Genomic DNA, 16,084 nt, shown 5'->3' with positions numbered 1-16,084 from the left:
GGACAGCGTGGCAGGGGAGACGGCGATGCACTTCATGACACCGCGCAGCGAGGCGCTCGGCCTCGCGACGGCGCAAAGCCCGTCCGGGCTCTTCGTCTCCTGCCTGCCGAACGGCGCGATCTTCGAGATCGGCTATCGCGACGCGGCCGGGTCGCTGATGATCAACCAGGTGCTCGGCTCGCCGGTCCATGGCGGGATCAGCCGCCTCCTGCTGCGTGCCGGTGGCGCCGCCCCGCTGCTGGCAGAGATCGTCGGACCGGCGGCCAAGATCCGCTTCGGCGCGTCGGAGGCGGGCTTCGTCTTCGAAGGCGAGACCGATGGCATCGGCCACCGCGCCGAACTGATCCTCGATCCGCAGATCGCGGCGTTCTATCTCCGCGTCGAGATCAAGAACCGCCGCGACACGCCCCTCCCCTTCGATCTCATCCAGGTCCAAGACATCGGCCTCGGCGGGCGCGGCTTCCTGATGGGCAGCGAGGCCTATGCCTCGCAATATATCGACCATCACCCTGCCCGGCATGCGCGCTTCGGGCCGGTGGTGATGAGCCGGCAGAACCTCGCGCAGGGTCATCGCAATCCGTGGATCGCGCTCGGCTGCCTCGATGGCGCGGCCGGTTCTTCGACCGACGCGATGCAGCTTTTCGGTCCCGCCTATCGCGCCAGCGGGCAGACCGCGCTCCTCTTCGGCGAGGATCTGTCGAATACGCGGTTGCAGCACGAGGTCGCGGCGCCGGCGATCCAGTCCATGGCCCGGGAACTCGCGCCCGGCGCGCGGACGCGCCTCACCTTCTTCGCCCTGTTCCTGCCGGATCATCCCGCGGCGTCGGGCGAGGGCGACCTCGCCCGGCTCGATGCGCTCGCCGAGCGCGCCGCGACGCTCCCAACGCTCGATATCGCAACGACCCTCCCCCGCCGCAGCCTGATCCAGGACGCGCCGCCGCTGTCGGGCGAGACGCTCACCGACGCCGCGATCGCGGTGCACTATGGCGTGCGGCTCGACGAGGAGCGCGAGGGCGGCGCCCTCCTCTCCTTCTTCATGCCGGACGGGCACCAGAACCGCCATGTCGTGCTGGCCGAGAAGGAGCGCCGCATCGCGCGCCGGCACGGCGCGATCCTGCGCAGCGGCGCGAGCCTGATGCTCGACGATCGGACGCTCGCCTCCACGGCCTGGATGCATGGCGTATTCGCGGCGCAGCTCACCATCGGCAACACCTCGTTCCACAAGCTCTTCTCCGTCTCGCGCGATCCCTATGGCATCACGCGCGGCAGCGGCCTCCGCATCTTGGTCGACATTGGCGCGGGCTGGCGGATGCTCGCCGTGCCCTCGGCGTTCGAGATTGGCCTCTCCGACTGCCGCTGGATCTATTGCCTGGACGGGCGCACCATCACGGTGGATGCGATCGCATCCGGCGCGGACGCGGCTATGCAATGGACCGTTGCCGTCGAGGGCGCGCCGTGCCGCTTCCTCGTCGCCGGCCATCTGGTGCTCGGCGAGCGCGAATATGAGCAGAGCGGCAGCGTCACGATCGACGCGCCGCAGAAGCGCGCCAGCTTCCGGCCCGGCGACGACTGGCTCTGGGGCCAGAACTATCCGGAAGCGACGATCCACCTCGTCACCGCGACACCGGATGTGGTCGAGGCGATCGGGGGCGACGAACTGCTGTTCGATGACGGCGCAGCGGGCCATGGTGGCCATGTCGTGCTCCGCACGGCGGCGACGAACGGCTTCAGCTTCGCCGTCGCCGGATCGATGACCAGCGCGCGCGAAGCGGATGCGCTGGCGGAACGCTATGCGAAGGGCCCGTCATCGGCCGAGCTGCTAGCGCCGGCGGCGACCTTCTGGAACCATCTCACCGGCGATTTTCGCGTTCCCGACGCGGTCCCGGAGAGCGCGGCGCATAATCTGATGCTGCCCTGGCTGGCGCATGATGCGCTGGTCCACCTCACCGTGCCGCATGGGCTCGAACAATATACCGGAGCCGCCTGGGGCACGCGCGATGTCTGCCAGGGGCCCGTGGAACTGCTGCTGACGCTGGGCCACGACCGTGCGACACGCGACATCCTGCTCGCGCTCTTCGCCGAGCAGGACATGGCGAGCGGCGACTGGCCGCAATGGTTCATGCTGCCGCCCTATTCGAATATCCGCGCCGGCGATGCGCATGGCGACGTGATCATCTGGCCGCTCAAGGCGCTGCTCGACTATATCGAGGCGACCGGGGACGCCAGCGTGCTCGGCGAGAAGGTGACCTGGCGCCAGGGCGGCAAGGCCAAGGGCCCGCCCGAACCGATCCGCGCCCATGTCGAGGCGCTGCTCGCGGCGGCGCGCACGCGCTTCATCCCCGGCACGCATCTGATCCGCTATGGCGAGGGCGACTGGAACGACAGCCTGCAGCCGCATGATCCGCACCTGCGCGACTGGATGGTTTCGAGCTGGACCGCCGGCCTGCTGCACGAGCAGGTGGCGCGCTATGCCGCCGTGCTCGATCGGATCGGTGATGCGACGCATGCCTGCGAACTCGGCGACCTCGCCGCCGCGATCCGCACCGATTTCCGCGCCCATCTCGTGCCCGACGGCATCGTCGCCGGCTATGCGCTGTTCGATCCAGCCGGCGGGGATGCTGAGTATCTCCTCCATCCGCGCGACACCCGCACCGGGCTCTCCTATTCGCTGATCGCGATGACGCAGGCGATCCTCGGCGGCCTTCTCGACGAGGGAGAGGCGCGCGCGCATCTGAAGCTCATCGACGCCCATCTCGCCTTCCCGGACGGGGTCCGCCTGATGGACCGGCCCGTGACCTATCGCGGCGGCCCGGAACTGCTCTTCCGCCGCGCCGAATCCTCGTCCTTTTTCGGGCGCGAGATCGGCCTCATGTATGTCCATGCGCATCTGCGCCATTGCGAGGTGCTGGCGAAGCTCGGCATGCGGGACGACCTCGTCGAGGCGGTCGCCCGGGTCAATCCGGTCAGCGTCGCGCGGCATGTGCCGACGGCGGCGCTCCGCCAGCGCAACACCTATTTCTCGTCGAGCGACGCCGCCTTCCCCGACCGCTATGCCGCCAGCGCCGACTGGGCGCGCGCACGTGACGGGACGATCCCGTTCGATGGCGGCTGGCGCATCTATTCGAGCGGGCCCGGCATCTTCACGCGGCTGCTGCTCAAGGAATTCGCCGGGCGCCGCCGCTTCTGGGGCGAGGAGAACCATGGCGGCTGAGACTGTGCGAATCCTGACCGGCAGCTGCCTCTGCGGCGTGGTGCGCTACGCCGTGCCGGACGCCTTCGCCTATGCGCTCAACTGCCACTGCGCGAAGTGCCGCCGCACCACCGGCGCGGCGTTCAAGCCGATCGCCGCCATCGAGGCCGAGCATTTCCGCGTCACCCAAGGCGCCGATGACCGGCTGATCGTAGGCGATCCGACGGCCCATGACGCGCATTGCCGCCAGTGCGGCTCGTTCCTCTATTCGCTGGTTCGCGACGCCGCCTATATCCATATCGGCATGGGCACGCTGATCGACACGCCGACGATCCGGCCGAGCGTCCATATCTTCGTCGGCTCCAAGGCGCCCTGGTTCACGATCACCGACGATTTGCCCCAGTTCGAGGGCCATGTGACCTGAGGCGACGGCCCGCAACGGCCCCGATCCGTGGCGTCAACGCCCGTCTTAACGTTACCAATCGATTTACGGCCAAAGCGGCCTGTGGAGACCGTCGCGAGGCCCGCGGGCGGCTGGACTTTCGCGGTTCCGGTTCGGTATCCTGAATGAAAGTTTAATAAAAGGCCGGGCAGTTGGAAGCCATGTTCCCGATCCTGATCTACACCGCCGTCGCCGCCCTCGCCGTGCTCGTGCCACAGGCGATCCAGCCGACCGACGCGCTGCGCGACGACCATCATCGCGGCCTCTACTGGACGGGTGCCCTTGCCGCGATCGGGATGCTCTGCGCCGTCGGCGCGATCTTCCTCCTCTGATCGGGACCTGTCGCGCGGGCGGACGGGATGGGCTATCGTCGCTCACCCGCAGCAAGAGGCCGGACATGATTCCAGACCGTCGCACCCCCACCCTCGCCGCCGCACTGGCGGCTGTCGCCTTCCTCGCCGGCGCGTCTGGTACCGCGCGGGCCGAGAACATCACCGCGAAATATAGCTGCTACGACGGCACCCGCTTCACGGCGACCTTCACGCCGCCCGGCGCGACCGACGGGAGCGTGCGCCTCGCCTTCCCGGACGGGCGCAAGATCACGCTGCCGCAGGTGATTTCGGCCGATGGCGGGCGCTATGCGTCGGGCGATTCGGAATTCTGGATCAAGGGTCTCGGCGGCCAGCTCACGACGGGCCGCACCATGACCAATTGCGACAGCGAGTGAGGGCGGAGCGATGATCGCAACGCGGCGCAGGCCCGCCTTGCTGCTCGTCCTCTGCGCGGCCGCCGCAGCGATGCTGCCGGCGGCGCCCGCCCATGCGGCGAGCTTTCCCTGCTCCAAGGCCAGCCATCCCGACGAGATCGCCGTCTGCAAGAATCTCGTCCTCAACGACGACGATGTCGAGATGGCGACGCTCTATCAGACGCTGCTGCCTCTGCTCGCCATGGGCGGCGCCGGTGCGACGCGCGATGCGCAGAAGGCGTTTCTCGCGCAGCGTCAGGCCTGCGGCAGTGATGTCGCCTGTATTTCCGCCGCCTATGACGCCCGCATCGCGGCGCTGAAGGCGGAGTTCGCCCGCATCGCCGCGAACGGCCCCTATTGAGCGATCCGCGGCGGCATGGGCGAGGACGCCGCATCGGCGATCGCCGTCGGTGCGGCCGGCTCTGACGCGGCCCTCGCCACGGAGGCCGTCGGCGTCGGGTCGATGAACTCGACATCCACGCCCGGCTTCACCAGATGGGCGAGCTCGCGCGCGTCCCAGTTGGTCAGCCGCAGGCAGCCATGGCTGTTGGTCTTGTCGATCTTGCTCGGCTCGGGCGTGCCGTGAATGCCATAGGTCGGCTTGTCGAGGCCGATCCAGACCGCGCCGACCGGATTGTTCGGCCCCGGCGCGAGCTTCAGCGACTTGTCGTTCTTGCCCTGCTGGAAATTGACCTTGGGGCGGTACCAGTAGACCGGATCGACGGCGATCGCCTTGACGAGGTGACGCCCGGTCGGCGACGGCATGTCCGTGCTGCCGATCGTGGCGGGATAGGCGACGACGACGTTCCAGTCGGCATCATAGCCGATGAGCTGGCGCTCCTTCTGGTCCGCCACCAGATGCGCGACCTTCACCTTGGCGTTCGGCCCGACATCGGCGACCAGAATCACCGTTCCCGGCGCGTTGAAATCGAGATCCGGATTGAGCTGCTTCAGGAAGCCCTCATCCATGTGGAAGCGCTCGGCCAGCATTTCGGTCGGCCCGCGATAGGCGAGACGATCGAGCTTGGCCATCTCGCCATAATCCTTCGGGATCACCGGCACGAACGGTCCGGCGACATCCTCGGCCGTGATCACATAGGGCACGAAGACCGGCGTCCTGCCGAAGGGCGCGAGGAGATTGTCGATGTCCGGGCCGAGCCGGCCGTTGGACGGCAGGCCATACATGTTCTGCAGCGCCGCCACGGCCTTCTGCAGATTGCGGCCCGGGCGCCCGTCGATCACGCCCGGCGAGACATTGGCGCGGTCGAGCAGGATCTGCAGCCGCGCGATGCGAGGATCGGACGTCTTGCCGGCCTTCGGCCATTCCGCCGGCAGGATCGGCTCGTTGGCGCGCTGCATATAGTCGGCGGGCAGCGCCGATCCGGCAGGCGCCTCGGCGACGGCCGCCGGCTTGGCGGGCGCAGCCGCGGCGACGGGAGGCGCCGGTGCGGGGACCGGGGCGGCAGCTTCAACAGGAGCCGGGGATGGAGATGGCGCGGCCGCGGCCGGCGCCGCAGCAGGCGACTCCTGCGCGGGTGCGTCGCCATGGGTCAGCGCCATGGATTCGGCGGCAAGCGGCTCGGGCAGCGCATAGGTCGCGGCGCGCTCGGCATAGATGCGCGACCAGGGATCGGCCGCCGCCACGCCGGGAAGAGCGGCCGATGCCGCAGCCATGAGGAGGACCGTCCGGGCCGAGATACGCAACACTGAACTCCGACGAAGGCAGCAATGGAGAAGCCTTACCCCCGAGCCGACTCTAGGCGGTCGTGGTTAATGAAGGCTTGCTGGCGGAGGGGGAAGGAGGGGCGCCGTTGAATGCCGAAGAATGCCCTGCTCGCGATCACCGCTATCCACCCCACTCCGCCGTCACTCCGGCGAAAGCCGGAGTCCATTCAGCCTGAGGCGTCTGCCGGTTGAACGAGACAGGTGGCGCCATTGGCTCGCGACCGGGGTCTCAGGCTGGATGGATCCCGGCTTTCGCCGGGATGACGGCGGATTGGATCGGCACCAGAAGCATAGTCCCGATCGCGCGGAATGCCTTTCGCCGCAGATCCTCACCGGGGAGCACAAGAACGCGGTCGGTGAAGACTCCCCCACCCGCTTGCCCCAGCCGCCAAAATCCGCTTCGCTCGGCAAGGCCCCTCCCCTCACCGGATACCCACGCCTCATGACGGATCTTCGCGGCAAGACGATCGCCGGCAGCTTTTTTCATGCGCCCGAGCCTGACGGCTTCCAGTTCCTGGAAGACGCCCTCGTCGCGATCGATGCGGGCGGCGATATTGCGGCGGTGATGGCGCCGTCCGATGCGGGCTATGCGGCGGCGCGCGAGAACGCACGCAACAATGGCACGCTGGTCGAGATCCCCGCGGGCTGCTTCCTGCTGCCCGGCTTCGTCGATCTCCATATCCATGCGCCCCAATATCCCCAGCTCGGCAAGGCGCTGGACGTGCCGCTCGAGGACTGGCTGCACCGGCACACCTTCCCGCTCGAGGCGCGCTATGCGGATGCGGCCTTCGCGCGCCGGAACTATGAAGCGCTGGTCGGCGACCTCCTGGCTGGAGGCACGACGACGGCGCTCTACTTCGCGACGCTGCACACGGAGGCGACGCGGATCCTGGTCGATATCTGCGTCGAGCACGGCCAGCGCGCGCTGGTCGGCAAGGTGGCGATGGACAGCGAAGCCGACTGCCCGCCTTATTATCGCGACGCCTCGACGGAAGCCGGCCTCGCCGGGACGCGGGCGCTGATCGACTATGTCGCAGGCCATGCCGCCAATCACGGCCTCGTCCACGCCGTCGTGACGCCGCGCTTCATTCCCTCCTGCACGGACGCCATGCTGGAAGGCCTCGGCGCGATCGCAGGGGAATGCGGCTGCCATGTGCAGACGCATTGCTCCGAAAGCGACTGGGCGCATGGATACGGCCTCGCCCGCTATGGCGTCACCGATACGGAGGCGCTGGATCGCTTCGGCCTGCTGACGCGGCGCACGGTGCTCGCCCATTCGAACTTCATCACGAATGACGACATGGATCGCATCGCAGCCCGCGGCGCCGCGGTCGCGCATTGCCCACTCTCCAACGCCTATTTCGCGAATTCGATCTTCCCGCTCCGCGCGGCGCTTCAGAAGGGCGTCCGCGTCGGCCTCGGCACCGACATATCCGGCGGCCCGAGCGCCTCAATGATCGAGGCGCAGCGCATGGCGATCGCCGCCTCCCGCATGCTGGAGACCGGCGTCGATCCCGCGCTGCCGGCGGCGTCGCGCGGCCGGCCCGGATCGCGGATCGATTTCGCGCTCGCCTTCCATCTCGCCACCGCCGGCGGCGGCGCCGCGCTGGACCTTCCCGTCGGGAGCTTTCGCCCCGGCTTTCATTTCGACGCGATATTGATCAATCCCAATGTAGCGGGTTCGACCCTTCGTATAGATGAGCATACCGACACGTCGGCGGACATGCTGGAGAAGACGATCTACACGGCGTCGAAATCCAACATCTCCTCCGTCTGGGTCGGGGGCCGTCCTGTAACCGGGCGGTCGTCCGCCTGAGCCGACATGCCAGGCTAGCGCGCCTCGGCTGCATTGCAGCCGACAGGACGTTCCGGGGGGAGCGGCAGCACGATTGAGACTTGAGCGGACCAAGCGGCACATAAGCATGGGGCGCTCTCGAAGCCTGTGGCTCCTCGCCGCCGGCACCGGTGGTCTCATCGTCCTGGCCGTCGGGTTCATGTTCCTGGTCAACTCGGCCGAAAGCACGGCCCGGATCGATCTTGCGGCGACCATGGCGTCGCCAGCGTCCGAAGCGCGCGATTTCTTTCAGTCTCTGGAACAGATCCACCAGATCGCCGATGCGCCCTGCAGCCCAGCCTTTGTCGAGAAGCTGCGGGGAATCGTGTTCTCCTCGCTCCTTGTCGATGATGCAGCCTATCAGCGCGACGGCAAGACGCTCTGCAGCGGGCTCGGCATGCCGTTCGACCAGTTGCAGCTGCCGGCCCGTCCCGACTTCGTGGCAGGCAATGGATGGTGGGTGTGGTCACGGGTGAGCTTCGGAGCCCGGTCGGCACAGACCGTCACCGTGATCGATACGGGGACGTTCCTGCTCATCCTCAGACCACGGGACGACGGTGCCTGGCCCCAGCGTCCGGATGAGCTGCTATCCTGGCTGCGGATCGGCGAGCATGGCCGGACCGAGGTGGTGTTCGGCACGGATATCGGTCTGACGGACGCGCAGCTGCACGCCGCCCGAACGCGATGGACGCAGGCCGGCATCGTCGTTCCGGCGTGCCTGCCGATCGGATGGGACTGCTACACGCTGCTCGTGCCGTGGCGCGAGATTGCGGAGCAGCATTGGCCGTTGCTCGCGGCTTGCGCGGCGAGCGGCGCGGCCGGAGGCCTCCTCCTGGTGTGGCTGGCCTTCCGCTGGATGCGCTGGCGCTATTCGCCCGGCCGGCAAATTCGCCTTGCCCTCGACCACAATGAATTCGTCCTTCGCTACCAGCCGATCTACGATGCGGCCACGGGTCGATACATCGCGGCCGAGGCGCTGCTGCGCTGGCCGCAGCCCGACGGCTCGACCATCGCCCCGGACCGCTTCATCCCCGTCGCCGAGGAGGCCGGCCTGATCGGCGCGGTGACGCGCAACGTGCTCCGCCTCATGTCGCAGGACCTCGGCGCCTGGCTCGTGCAGCAGCGCGACTTCTCGATCGAGATCAATGTCAGCCCGGAGGATCTGGACGATCCGCTCTTCTATGGGGCGCTCGACGAATTCGTCGTCGGGAAGGGCATCCTGCCCCGGCAGATCTCGCTCGAGATCACCGAGCGCCGTCTGATCGAGGCCAATGCGGGCGACTGCACCCGCCGGCTGCGGGCCCTGGGCTACCAGGTGCTCATCGACGATTTCGGCACCGGCTATGCCAATCTCGACAATCTGGACGCGCTCTCGCTCGACGGGGTCAAGATCGATCGCAGCTTCACGGTCCATCTCGGCGACGGGTCCGCCCGGTCGCGGATCACGCAAGCGATGATCGAACTCGCCCGCCGGCTGGATCTCGATCTGATCGCCGAGGGCGTCGAGACGGTCCCGCAGATGCACAATCTGCTCTACCAGAATGTCACGCACATGCAGGGCTTTCTGTTCGCGCAGGCCGTTTCGGCGAACGAATTGCAGACTCTCCGACCGCCCGCCATTGTGGCGATCCGCCAGATGCAGATGTCCGGTTGGGCCTGAGCCCCGTGTCACGCCGCCGCGAGCGGCAGGCGGATCTCCTGGATAAGGCCGCCGCCCGCCGCGTTGCTGACGCGGATGGTGCCGCCGAGGCGCTCGATGATCTCGCGCGAGATGGCGAGTCCGAGACCGGCGCCGGGAACCGATTGCCGCCGGGCGGGATCGACGCGGAAGAACGGCTCGAACACCCGCTCGATCAACTCGGGCGGAATGCCGGGGCCCTGATCCACGATGCGGATCAACAGCATGTCGCCTTCGCGGCTGGATGAAAGCCGTCCGCCGCGGCCATGCGTCGCCGCGTTGATCAGGACGTTGCGCAGCGCGCGGGTGAGCGCGAGCGGCGAGGCGTGGACGGAGCCCGGGGCGAGCGTGTCGATGCCGATCGCATGCCCCTGCTCCGCCAGCTCGGCGACCAGTGCGGTGAGGAACGGGGCGGCCTCGATCGTCTCGGTCCCCGAGGCCTCAACCTCTTCGCGCACGAGGCGGATCGCGCTGTCGGCGATGCGATCGAGCTCTTCGAGGTCGCGCAGCCAGAGCACCCTTTCCTCGTCATCCGCGATGAATTCGGCCCGAAGCCGCATGCGCGTCATCGGGGTGCGCAGGTCATGGCCGGCCGCCGCCACGAGCCGCATGCGGCTCTCCATGGCGCTGCGGAGCCGTGCCGAAAGGCGGTTAAGCGCCACGGCCGTCGCCTTGACCTCACCCGACCCGGTTTCCGCCAGCTCGGGCAAGGCTCCGTCCGGTCCGATCGAGGCGATCGCGGTCTCGATCAGTTCCAGCGGCTTGACCAGGCGATAGGAGAGAACGACGGCAATGGCGGCGGCGCCGAGGATGATCGCCGACATCCAGCCGATCAGCAGCACCCAGCCCGCGCGCGGCGGCGGCGCCCGCGTCGAGAGCGGCAGCGAGATCCACCAGCCCTGGCTCGGCACCATCACCGAGACGGTGGGCGGGCGTCCGGGCGCGGGCTCCGTCACCACGACGTCGCTCGGGCGGCCGCGGCGGTCCAGCTCGCCGCGCAGCAGGTCCGTCAGGCGCTCGTCGACCGGGCCGGCGACGGGGTCCTTGCTGAGGCTCAGGCCGAGACGCGTCCCGGCCGGCGTTCCCGGCTCGAACTCGTCCGGCAGCTCGGCGGCAAGGCGCGAGACGATGTCGATCTGCAGCGCCGCATCCGCGATCAGCCGGTCCTGGCCGGGGCGGCCGATGACCGCGATCGCGACGAAGGTCGCGAGGCCGACGACCGCCACGATCGCGCCGACGATCAACAGAGACAGGCGCAGGCGCAGCTTGAGGCGGTTCAAGGGGCGGTCTCCGCCGGCTCGACGCGGACGGCGAGCTGGTAGCCGCCGTTGCGGACGGTCTTGAAGATCTGGAACCGGCCGCCGTCGCCGAGCTTGCGGCGAAGCCGGCTCATCAGCACGTCGATCGAGCGGTCGAGCGGATCGGCCTCGCGCCCCTGCGTCAGGTCGAGCAGCTGGTCGCGCGAGAGCACGCGGCCGGGGCGATCGAGGAAAACGCGCAGCAGGTCGAACTCGGCGCCGGTGAGCGCGACGTCCGTGCCGTCGGGATCGACGACGCCGCGCGTCTCCGGCATCGCGACGAAGCCGGCGAAACGATAGCCGGTCACGGCAGCGGGCTCGGTGAAGTCGCTGATGCGGCGGAGCACCGCGCGGATGCGGGCGAGGAGTTCGCGCGGGTTGAACGGCTTGCCGAGATAATCGTCGGCGCCGATCTCGAGGCCGATGATCCGGTCGACATCCTCCTTCAGGGCCGTCAGCAGGATGACCGGGACATGCGGGCGCCGGTCGCGCAGCTGGCGGCAGATGTCGAGGCCGGAACCGTCGGGCAGCATGACGTCGAGCACGATCAAATCGATCTGCTGCGTCGTCAGCTTCTCCTCGAGCTCGCTCTTGTCCGCGGCCAGCGACACGCGCATGCCCTGCTGATCGAGATAGCGACCGAGCAGCTTGCGGATCTCGGGGTCGTCGTCGACGACAAGGATATGTGGAACGCTTTGCATCCTGGCTCATTTACGGGCGCAACACCCGCCTCCGATTCAAAGCCATAACCCGGCGGACCGGTTGCTTCCGAGCGAATTCGTAACGAAATCCCCCAGCTGACGCTTCAGCAATGTTTCGAAACAACTTCGGCGTTTCCGGCAATTCTCCATCACGCAAAGACCTTGATGGGAAACGCCGGGAACCTAGCTTCTGCATGCGTTCAACGAAACCAAGGAGGTTGCCATGAACCGCACATTGGCCGCGCTCGGCATCGCCGCGCTCGCCGGAACCACGATGCTCTCGGCTGCGCAGGCCGAGCCGCCGAAAGGTCCGGCGCCCGCCGTGCAGATGCGCCCCGGCCCGGGCGGGCCCGGCGATCAGCGCGGACCCGGCGGCTTCTTCCGCGCCCATCGCGGCGAGATCCCGTTGCGCCTCGCCGAGAAGCTCTCGGCCGCGGAGACGCTGATCGGGATCCGCACCAACCAGATCGACACCTGGCGCGACTATACGAGTGCGCTGCTCGCACTGTTCGAGCCGCCGGCGCCGCCCGCTCCCCCGGCCCCCGGCGAGGACGGCGAGAAGGCGTTCGCCCGCCAGGAGCGGATGATCGCCATGATCAACGACCGCGCCGCCAAGGCCGCGACGCTCGAAAAGGCGATCACCGCGCTCAAGGCGACGCTGACGCCGGAGCAGCTCGACAAGCTGGCCAAGGTCGATCTCGAGCCACGCCCGCCGATGGGCCCGCGTGGCCCGCGTGACGGCATGGGTCCGCGCGGCGGCATGGGCATGATGGACGGCATGGGTCCCCATGGCGGCAAGAGCTGGCACGGCCATGGCCCGCGCGGCCCGGGCGGTCCAGACCAGGATGGCCCGCGCGCCGGCGGCGATGACCCCGCCGGACCGGCAGGCGGCCCGCCGCCTGCCCCCGACGCTGGCCCCGATGATGACGCCCAGCCGGACTCCGCCCCGAATCCGGGCTGATCGCGTCGCACGAGCGGCCCCCTCCGTCCTACCGGAGGGGGCCGTTTTGATTCAGCCGCCGAAGCGGCCGAGGAAATCCGTCTTGCCGATCGGCACGCCCTTCATGCGAAGGATGTCGTAGGCCGTCGTGAGGTGGAAATAGAAGTTCGGCAGCGCGTGCTGGAACAGGTAGTCGCGGCCAACGAAATGGGTCTCGCCCGAGCGCGAACGCAGCGTCACGCTCCGAGTCTCGGCGCCGTCGAACGCCTCCGCCGGCACCGTCTTCAGATAGGCGACCGTCTTCTCGATGCGCTCCCGAAGCTCGGCCAGCGACGCCTCCTCGTCGGGAAAGGCCGGGGCGGTGACGCCGGTGAGGCGCGCCACGCAGGCCTTCGCCGTATCGCTCGCGCGCTGCACCTGCCCGGCCAGCGGCAGCATGTCGTCGATCAGCCGCGCCGCGACCAGTTCGCGCGGATCGATGCCCTTCTCCCCCGCGAAGGCCGCCGCCTTGTCGAGGTGCACGGTCAGATTGGCGAAGCCGCGCAGAAACAGCGGCACGGTGACATCGTAAACCGAGAACGTCATGATAGACTTCACCTGCAGGGTGTACGGGGTTGGGAGGGAGCGAACCGACCGCCGATCGGCGATCGGAGCGTACCCGGCCAGATATGGGGAGCGGCCATCGCATTGAAAGGAGCCGCTCCGGCCGGCGGCGTCATCAGGCGGGACGCGTTCCCGCCGACGGGAGGGGAGCTCACATGTTCGATCACACGGGAATGGCGGCCTGCAATTGCAGCCGTCGCGGCTTTCTGCGTGGCGCCGCCGCCTTGGGCATGGCGTCCTTCGTCGCGGCGCCGGCGCTTGCCGACAGCTGCGTGCCCTTCGACAGGACGCGCCAGACGGCGACCAGCCCCGACGACGCCATCGCGCTGCTCAAGGCCGGCAATCAGCGCCTGCTCGACGGCAAGACGGTGAACTGCGACCTGCTCGGGCAGATCAAGGCGACGGCGACCGGCCAGGCGCCCTTCGCGGCGATTGTCGGCTGCATCGACTCGCGCGTGCCGCCCGAGCTCATCTTCGACCAGCGCATCGGCGACGTCTTCGCCGCCCGCATCGCCGGCAATTTCGTCAACACCGACATCATCGGCAGCCTCGAATTCGCGACCAAGATCACGGGCTCGCGGGCCATTGTCGTGCTCGGCCATACGGCGTGCGGCGCGATCCGCGGCGCCATCAGCAATGCAGAGCTCGGCAATCTGACCGCGACGCTGATGAACATCGAGCCGGCCGTCGTCGCCGCCGAGGCCAGTTTCGACGGCGAGAAGACCGCCGACAATCCGGCCTTCGTCCAACTTGTCGCCGATATGAATGCGAAGCTCGCGGCGAAGATGATCACCGACCGCAGCCATGTCATCCAGGAACTGGTCAAGGCGGGCGACGTCAAGGTCGTCGCGGCCATGCACGACGTCGCGACAGGCCGCGTCACCTTCTTCGACTGACGCGACCCGCCCTCAGCCCCGCGCCATGCGGTTCCATGCGTCGAGGCCTGCGATCTTGTAGGCCTCGGCGAGGGTCGGGTAGTTGAACGTGTTCTCGATGAAATAGTCGATCGTGCCCTTGAGGTTCAGCACGGCCTGGCCGATGTGGATCAGCTCCGTCGCGCCCTCGCCGACGATGTGCACGCCGAGCAGGCGGCGCGAGCGCGTCGAGAAGATCATCTTCATCATGCCGGTGTTGAGGCCCATGATGTGGCCGCGCGAGGTCTCGCGGAAGCGGGCGATGCCGCATTCATAGGGAATCTCGCGCTTCCTCACCTCTTCCTCGGTCATGCCGACGGTCGAGATCTCCGGCACGGAATAGATGCCATAGGGGAAGAATTCGGGCGGCGGCGGCGGCGCGAGCCCGAAGGCGTGGCACGCGGCGAGACGGCCCTGCTCCATCGAGGTCGAGGCGAGGCTCGGAAAGCCGATCACGTCGCCGGCGGCATAGATATGCGGCGCCGAGGTCTGCAGCGTCTTCGGATCGACCACGATGCGGCCGCGATGGTCGGTCGCGATCCCGACGGCGCCGAGATTGAGCCGGTCAGTCGCGCCGACGCGGCCGGCGGCGAAGAGCAGCATCTCGCTCGCGACCACGCGCCCGTCGGCAAGCGTCGTCGTGACGCCCCCGCCCTCCTTCGCCTCGATCGAGGTCACCGCCGCACCGAACCGCAGCCGCATATTGCGGTCGCGCAGCTCATGCATGAACTCGTCGATCAGTTCCTTGTCGATGAAATCGAGAAAGCTGTCGCGCGGCTCGATCAGCGTCACCGACACGTCCAGCGCGGAAAAGATGGTCGCATATTCGACGCCGATCACCCCGGCCCCGATGACGGCGAGGCTGCGCGGCAGTTGCGGCAGCTCGATGATCTCGTCGCTGTCGAAGACGCTGGTGCCGTCGAAGGGCACATAGTCCGGCCGGAACGGCCGCGTGCCGCAGGCGATCAGGACATGCGCAGCGTGGAAGATCCGCGTCTCGCCATTCTCGGCGACGACCTCGATCTCATGCGGCCCGACGAAGCGCGCTTCGCCATTCGCCGTCTTCACCGCATTGCGGTTGAACTGGTGCTCGAGCACCTCGACCTCGTGGTCGAGCGTCTTGCGGAGGCGCACGATGAGATCGTCCGCGCCGATATCCTGCTTCACGCGATAGGCGCGGCCATAGAAGCCGCGTTCACGCCAGCCCGAGAGGTTCAGCACGGTCTCGCGCAGCGTCTTGGACGGGATCGTGCCGGTGTGGACCGAGACGCCGCCGACGCGCCGCCCCTTCTCGACCACCAGCACCGACTTGCCGAGCTTGGCCGCCTGCACCGCCGCCCGGCGGCCGGAGGGGCCGCTGCCGATGACGATCATATCGAATTCGTTCACGAGCCTGGTTCCCCCCGGCTTGAAGGTCGATGGCGCGATTTTCGGCAGCTCGGCGAGGCGGGCGCTCCGGCTCGACATTCTTCACCTCGCGTGACGGCACGATGAAGGGGCACTCAAGCGAGGCGATGCAGTTTGGATGCCAGAATGGGTTGGGGCGGGGAAATGAGGGGGCGTTGTCCTCGCCGATCGCCAGGATGCTGCGAACCTCTGTGCCCGGCACTGTCATTGCCGGGCTTGACCCGGCAATCCAGACTTGGCCCCGCTGCTCCAACGCGTCGCGAAGAAAGGCTGGATGGCCGGGTCAAGCCCGGCCATGACATGATCCCTGCATCCTTCCCGACTCCAGCCGCCGAGCACCGATCCATCGCATCGGGGAGCGAGAGCGTGGGCTCTCCTTTCACCTCTCCCTGAGGGAGAGGTCGGCGCGAAGCGCCGGGAGAGGGTTTAGGGAACCATCCGATTCTGCCGAGACTCTGCCGGGACGGATCAGCGCCTCGTCCTGAACATTCCCTAAACCCTCTCCCGCCGGCCTGCGGCCGTCGACCTCTCCCTCTGGGAGAGGCAAAAGAATGAGCGGCAAGGACGTCCTATCCTGTGTCGTGACTCGCCCTTATCCCCATCCAGC

Annotated in this window: 14 protein-coding genes; 9 read left to right on the top strand and 5 right to left on the bottom strand. The window is 68.1% G+C overall.

Annotated features, from left to right (window positions below; genetic code table 11):
• Positions 1-25 precede the first annotated feature (25 nt).
• The 5 genes from GGR25_RS06750 (at position 26) to GGR25_RS06730 (ending at position 4,738) form a co-directional block, all read left to right on the top strand.
• Complete coding sequence (locus GGR25_RS06750; protein WP_183397993.1) at positions 26-3,211, top strand: cellobiose phosphorylase; 3,186 nt, start codon at positions 26-28, stop codon at positions 3,209-3,211.
• Positions 3,201-3,614, top strand: a complete 414-nt coding sequence (locus GGR25_RS06745) for a GFA family protein (protein WP_183397992.1) — start codon at positions 3,201-3,203, stop codon at positions 3,612-3,614. The genes GGR25_RS06750 and GGR25_RS06745 overlap by 11 nt, the downstream gene beginning before the upstream one ends.
• 179 nt (positions 3,615-3,793) lie before the next feature.
• Positions 3,794-3,964 (top strand): hypothetical protein, encoded by a 171-nt coding sequence (locus tag GGR25_RS06740; protein WP_210299841.1) that lies wholly within the window; start codon positions 3,794-3,796, stop codon positions 3,962-3,964.
• A 65-nt stretch (positions 3,965-4,029) separates the two neighbouring features.
• A complete protein-coding gene (locus GGR25_RS06735; protein ID WP_183397990.1) occupies positions 4,030-4,359 on the top strand; it encodes an MliC family protein in 330 nt (109 codons plus the stop codon).
• Between the two features lie 10 nt (positions 4,360-4,369).
• Positions 4,370-4,738, top strand: a complete 369-nt coding sequence (locus GGR25_RS06730; RefSeq protein ID WP_246409327.1) for a lysozyme inhibitor LprI family protein — start codon at positions 4,370-4,372, stop codon at positions 4,736-4,738.
• Here GGR25_RS06730 and GGR25_RS06725 read toward each other — a convergent pair.
• Complete coding sequence (locus GGR25_RS06725) at positions 4,732-6,051, bottom strand: L,D-transpeptidase family protein (RefSeq protein WP_183397989.1); 1,320 nt, start codon at positions 6,049-6,051, stop codon at positions 4,732-4,734. The two genes, GGR25_RS06730 and GGR25_RS06725, sit on opposite strands and share 7 nt — an antisense overlap.
• Positions 6,052-6,544: 493 nt before the next feature.
• Here GGR25_RS06725 and guaD point away from each other — a divergent pair, with 493 nt between their 5' ends.
• Positions 6,545-7,918, top strand: coding sequence for a guanine deaminase (guaD, locus tag GGR25_RS06720; protein ID WP_183397988.1), 1,374 nt, complete (start codon positions 6,545-6,547; stop codon positions 7,916-7,918).
• Positions 7,919-8,024: 106 nt separating this feature from the next.
• Positions 8,025-9,596, top strand: a complete 1,572-nt coding sequence (locus tag GGR25_RS06715; protein WP_183397987.1) for an EAL domain-containing protein — start codon at positions 8,025-8,027, stop codon at positions 9,594-9,596.
• Positions 9,597-9,604: 8 nt separating this feature from the next.
• Here the strand turns inward: GGR25_RS06715 and GGR25_RS06710 are convergent, their stop codons facing one another.
• Positions 9,605-10,894: a sensor histidine kinase gene (locus GGR25_RS06710; RefSeq protein WP_246409325.1), complete on the bottom strand. Its 1,290-nt coding sequence runs from the start codon at positions 10,892-10,894 to the stop codon at positions 9,605-9,607.
• Positions 10,891-11,613 (bottom strand): response regulator, encoded by a 723-nt coding sequence (locus GGR25_RS06705; protein WP_183397986.1) that lies wholly within the window; start codon positions 11,611-11,613, stop codon positions 10,891-10,893. Before GGR25_RS06705 ends, GGR25_RS06710 begins: the two co-directional genes overlap by 4 nt.
• A gap of 223 nt (positions 11,614-11,836) precedes the next feature.
• Here GGR25_RS06705 and GGR25_RS06700 point away from each other — a divergent pair, with 223 nt between their 5' ends.
• A complete protein-coding gene (locus GGR25_RS06700) occupies positions 11,837-12,574 on the top strand; it encodes a hypothetical protein (RefSeq protein ID WP_183397985.1) in 738 nt (245 codons plus the stop codon).
• A gap of 51 nt (positions 12,575-12,625) precedes the next feature.
• Here GGR25_RS06700 and GGR25_RS06695 read toward each other — a convergent pair whose 3' ends face one another.
• The gene (locus tag GGR25_RS06695) at positions 12,626-13,138 is read right to left on the bottom strand and encodes a DUF1993 domain-containing protein (protein ID WP_183397984.1); all 513 of its coding nucleotides are present in this window, start codon (positions 13,136-13,138) and stop codon (positions 12,626-12,628) included.
• A gap of 173 nt (positions 13,139-13,311) precedes the next feature.
• On the opposite strand from GGR25_RS06695, the gene GGR25_RS06690 reads away from it, so the two are divergent.
• Positions 13,312-14,052 (top strand): carbonic anhydrase family protein, encoded by a 741-nt coding sequence (locus GGR25_RS06690; protein WP_246409323.1) that lies wholly within the window; start codon positions 13,312-13,314, stop codon positions 14,050-14,052.
• Positions 14,053-14,064: 12 nt separating this feature from the next.
• On the opposite strand, the gene sthA is transcribed toward GGR25_RS06690, so the two are convergent.
• The gene (sthA, locus tag GGR25_RS06685; RefSeq protein WP_210299877.1) at positions 14,065-15,444 is read right to left on the bottom strand and encodes a Si-specific NAD(P)(+) transhydrogenase; all 1,380 of its coding nucleotides are present in this window, start codon (positions 15,442-15,444) and stop codon (positions 14,065-14,067) included.
• Positions 15,445-16,084 lie beyond the last annotated feature (640 nt).

It is taken from the genome of Kaistia hirudinis, assembly GCF_014196455.1.
Taxonomy (GTDB): Bacteria; Pseudomonadota; Alphaproteobacteria; order Rhizobiales; family Kaistiaceae; genus Kaistia; species Kaistia hirudinis.
Note: the sequence above shows the minus strand (reverse complement) of the source record. Positions and strands in the feature narration are given on the sequence as shown.

Coding starts and splice junctions, on each gene's coding strand:
- GGR25_RS06725 (WP_183397989.1), bottom strand. CDS start 6,051: ATGGCTGCGGCATCGGCCGCTCTTCCCGGCGTGGCGGCGGCCGATCCC.
- sthA (WP_210299877.1), bottom strand. CDS start 15,444: ATGATCGTCATCGGCAGCGGCCCCTCCGGCCGCCGGGCGGCGGTGCAG.
- GGR25_RS06745 (WP_183397992.1), top strand. CDS start 3,201: ATGGCGGCTGAGACTGTGCGAATCCTGACCGGCAGCTGCCTCTGCGGC.
- guaD (WP_183397988.1), top strand. CDS start 6,545: ATGACGGATCTTCGCGGCAAGACGATCGCCGGCAGCTTTTTTCATGCG.
- GGR25_RS06705 (WP_183397986.1), bottom strand. CDS start 11,613: ATGCAAAGCGTTCCACATATCCTTGTCGTCGACGACGACCCCGAGATC.
- GGR25_RS06695 (WP_183397984.1), bottom strand. CDS start 13,138: ATGACGTTCTCGGTTTACGATGTCACCGTGCCGCTGTTTCTGCGCGGC.
- GGR25_RS06750 (WP_183397993.1), top strand. CDS start 26: ATGCACTTCATGACACCGCGCAGCGAGGCGCTCGGCCTCGCGACGGCG.
- GGR25_RS06735 (WP_183397990.1), top strand. CDS start 4,030: ATGATTCCAGACCGTCGCACCCCCACCCTCGCCGCCGCACTGGCGGCT.
- GGR25_RS06700 (WP_183397985.1), top strand. CDS start 11,837: ATGAACCGCACATTGGCCGCGCTCGGCATCGCCGCGCTCGCCGGAACC.
- GGR25_RS06740 (WP_210299841.1), top strand. CDS start 3,794: ATGTTCCCGATCCTGATCTACACCGCCGTCGCCGCCCTCGCCGTGCTC.
- GGR25_RS06690 (WP_246409323.1), top strand. CDS start 13,312: ATGTTCGATCACACGGGAATGGCGGCCTGCAATTGCAGCCGTCGCGGC.
- GGR25_RS06730 (WP_246409327.1), top strand. CDS start 4,370: ATGATCGCAACGCGGCGCAGGCCCGCCTTGCTGCTCGTCCTCTGCGCG.
- GGR25_RS06715 (WP_183397987.1), top strand. CDS start 8,025: ATGGGGCGCTCTCGAAGCCTGTGGCTCCTCGCCGCCGGCACCGGTGGT.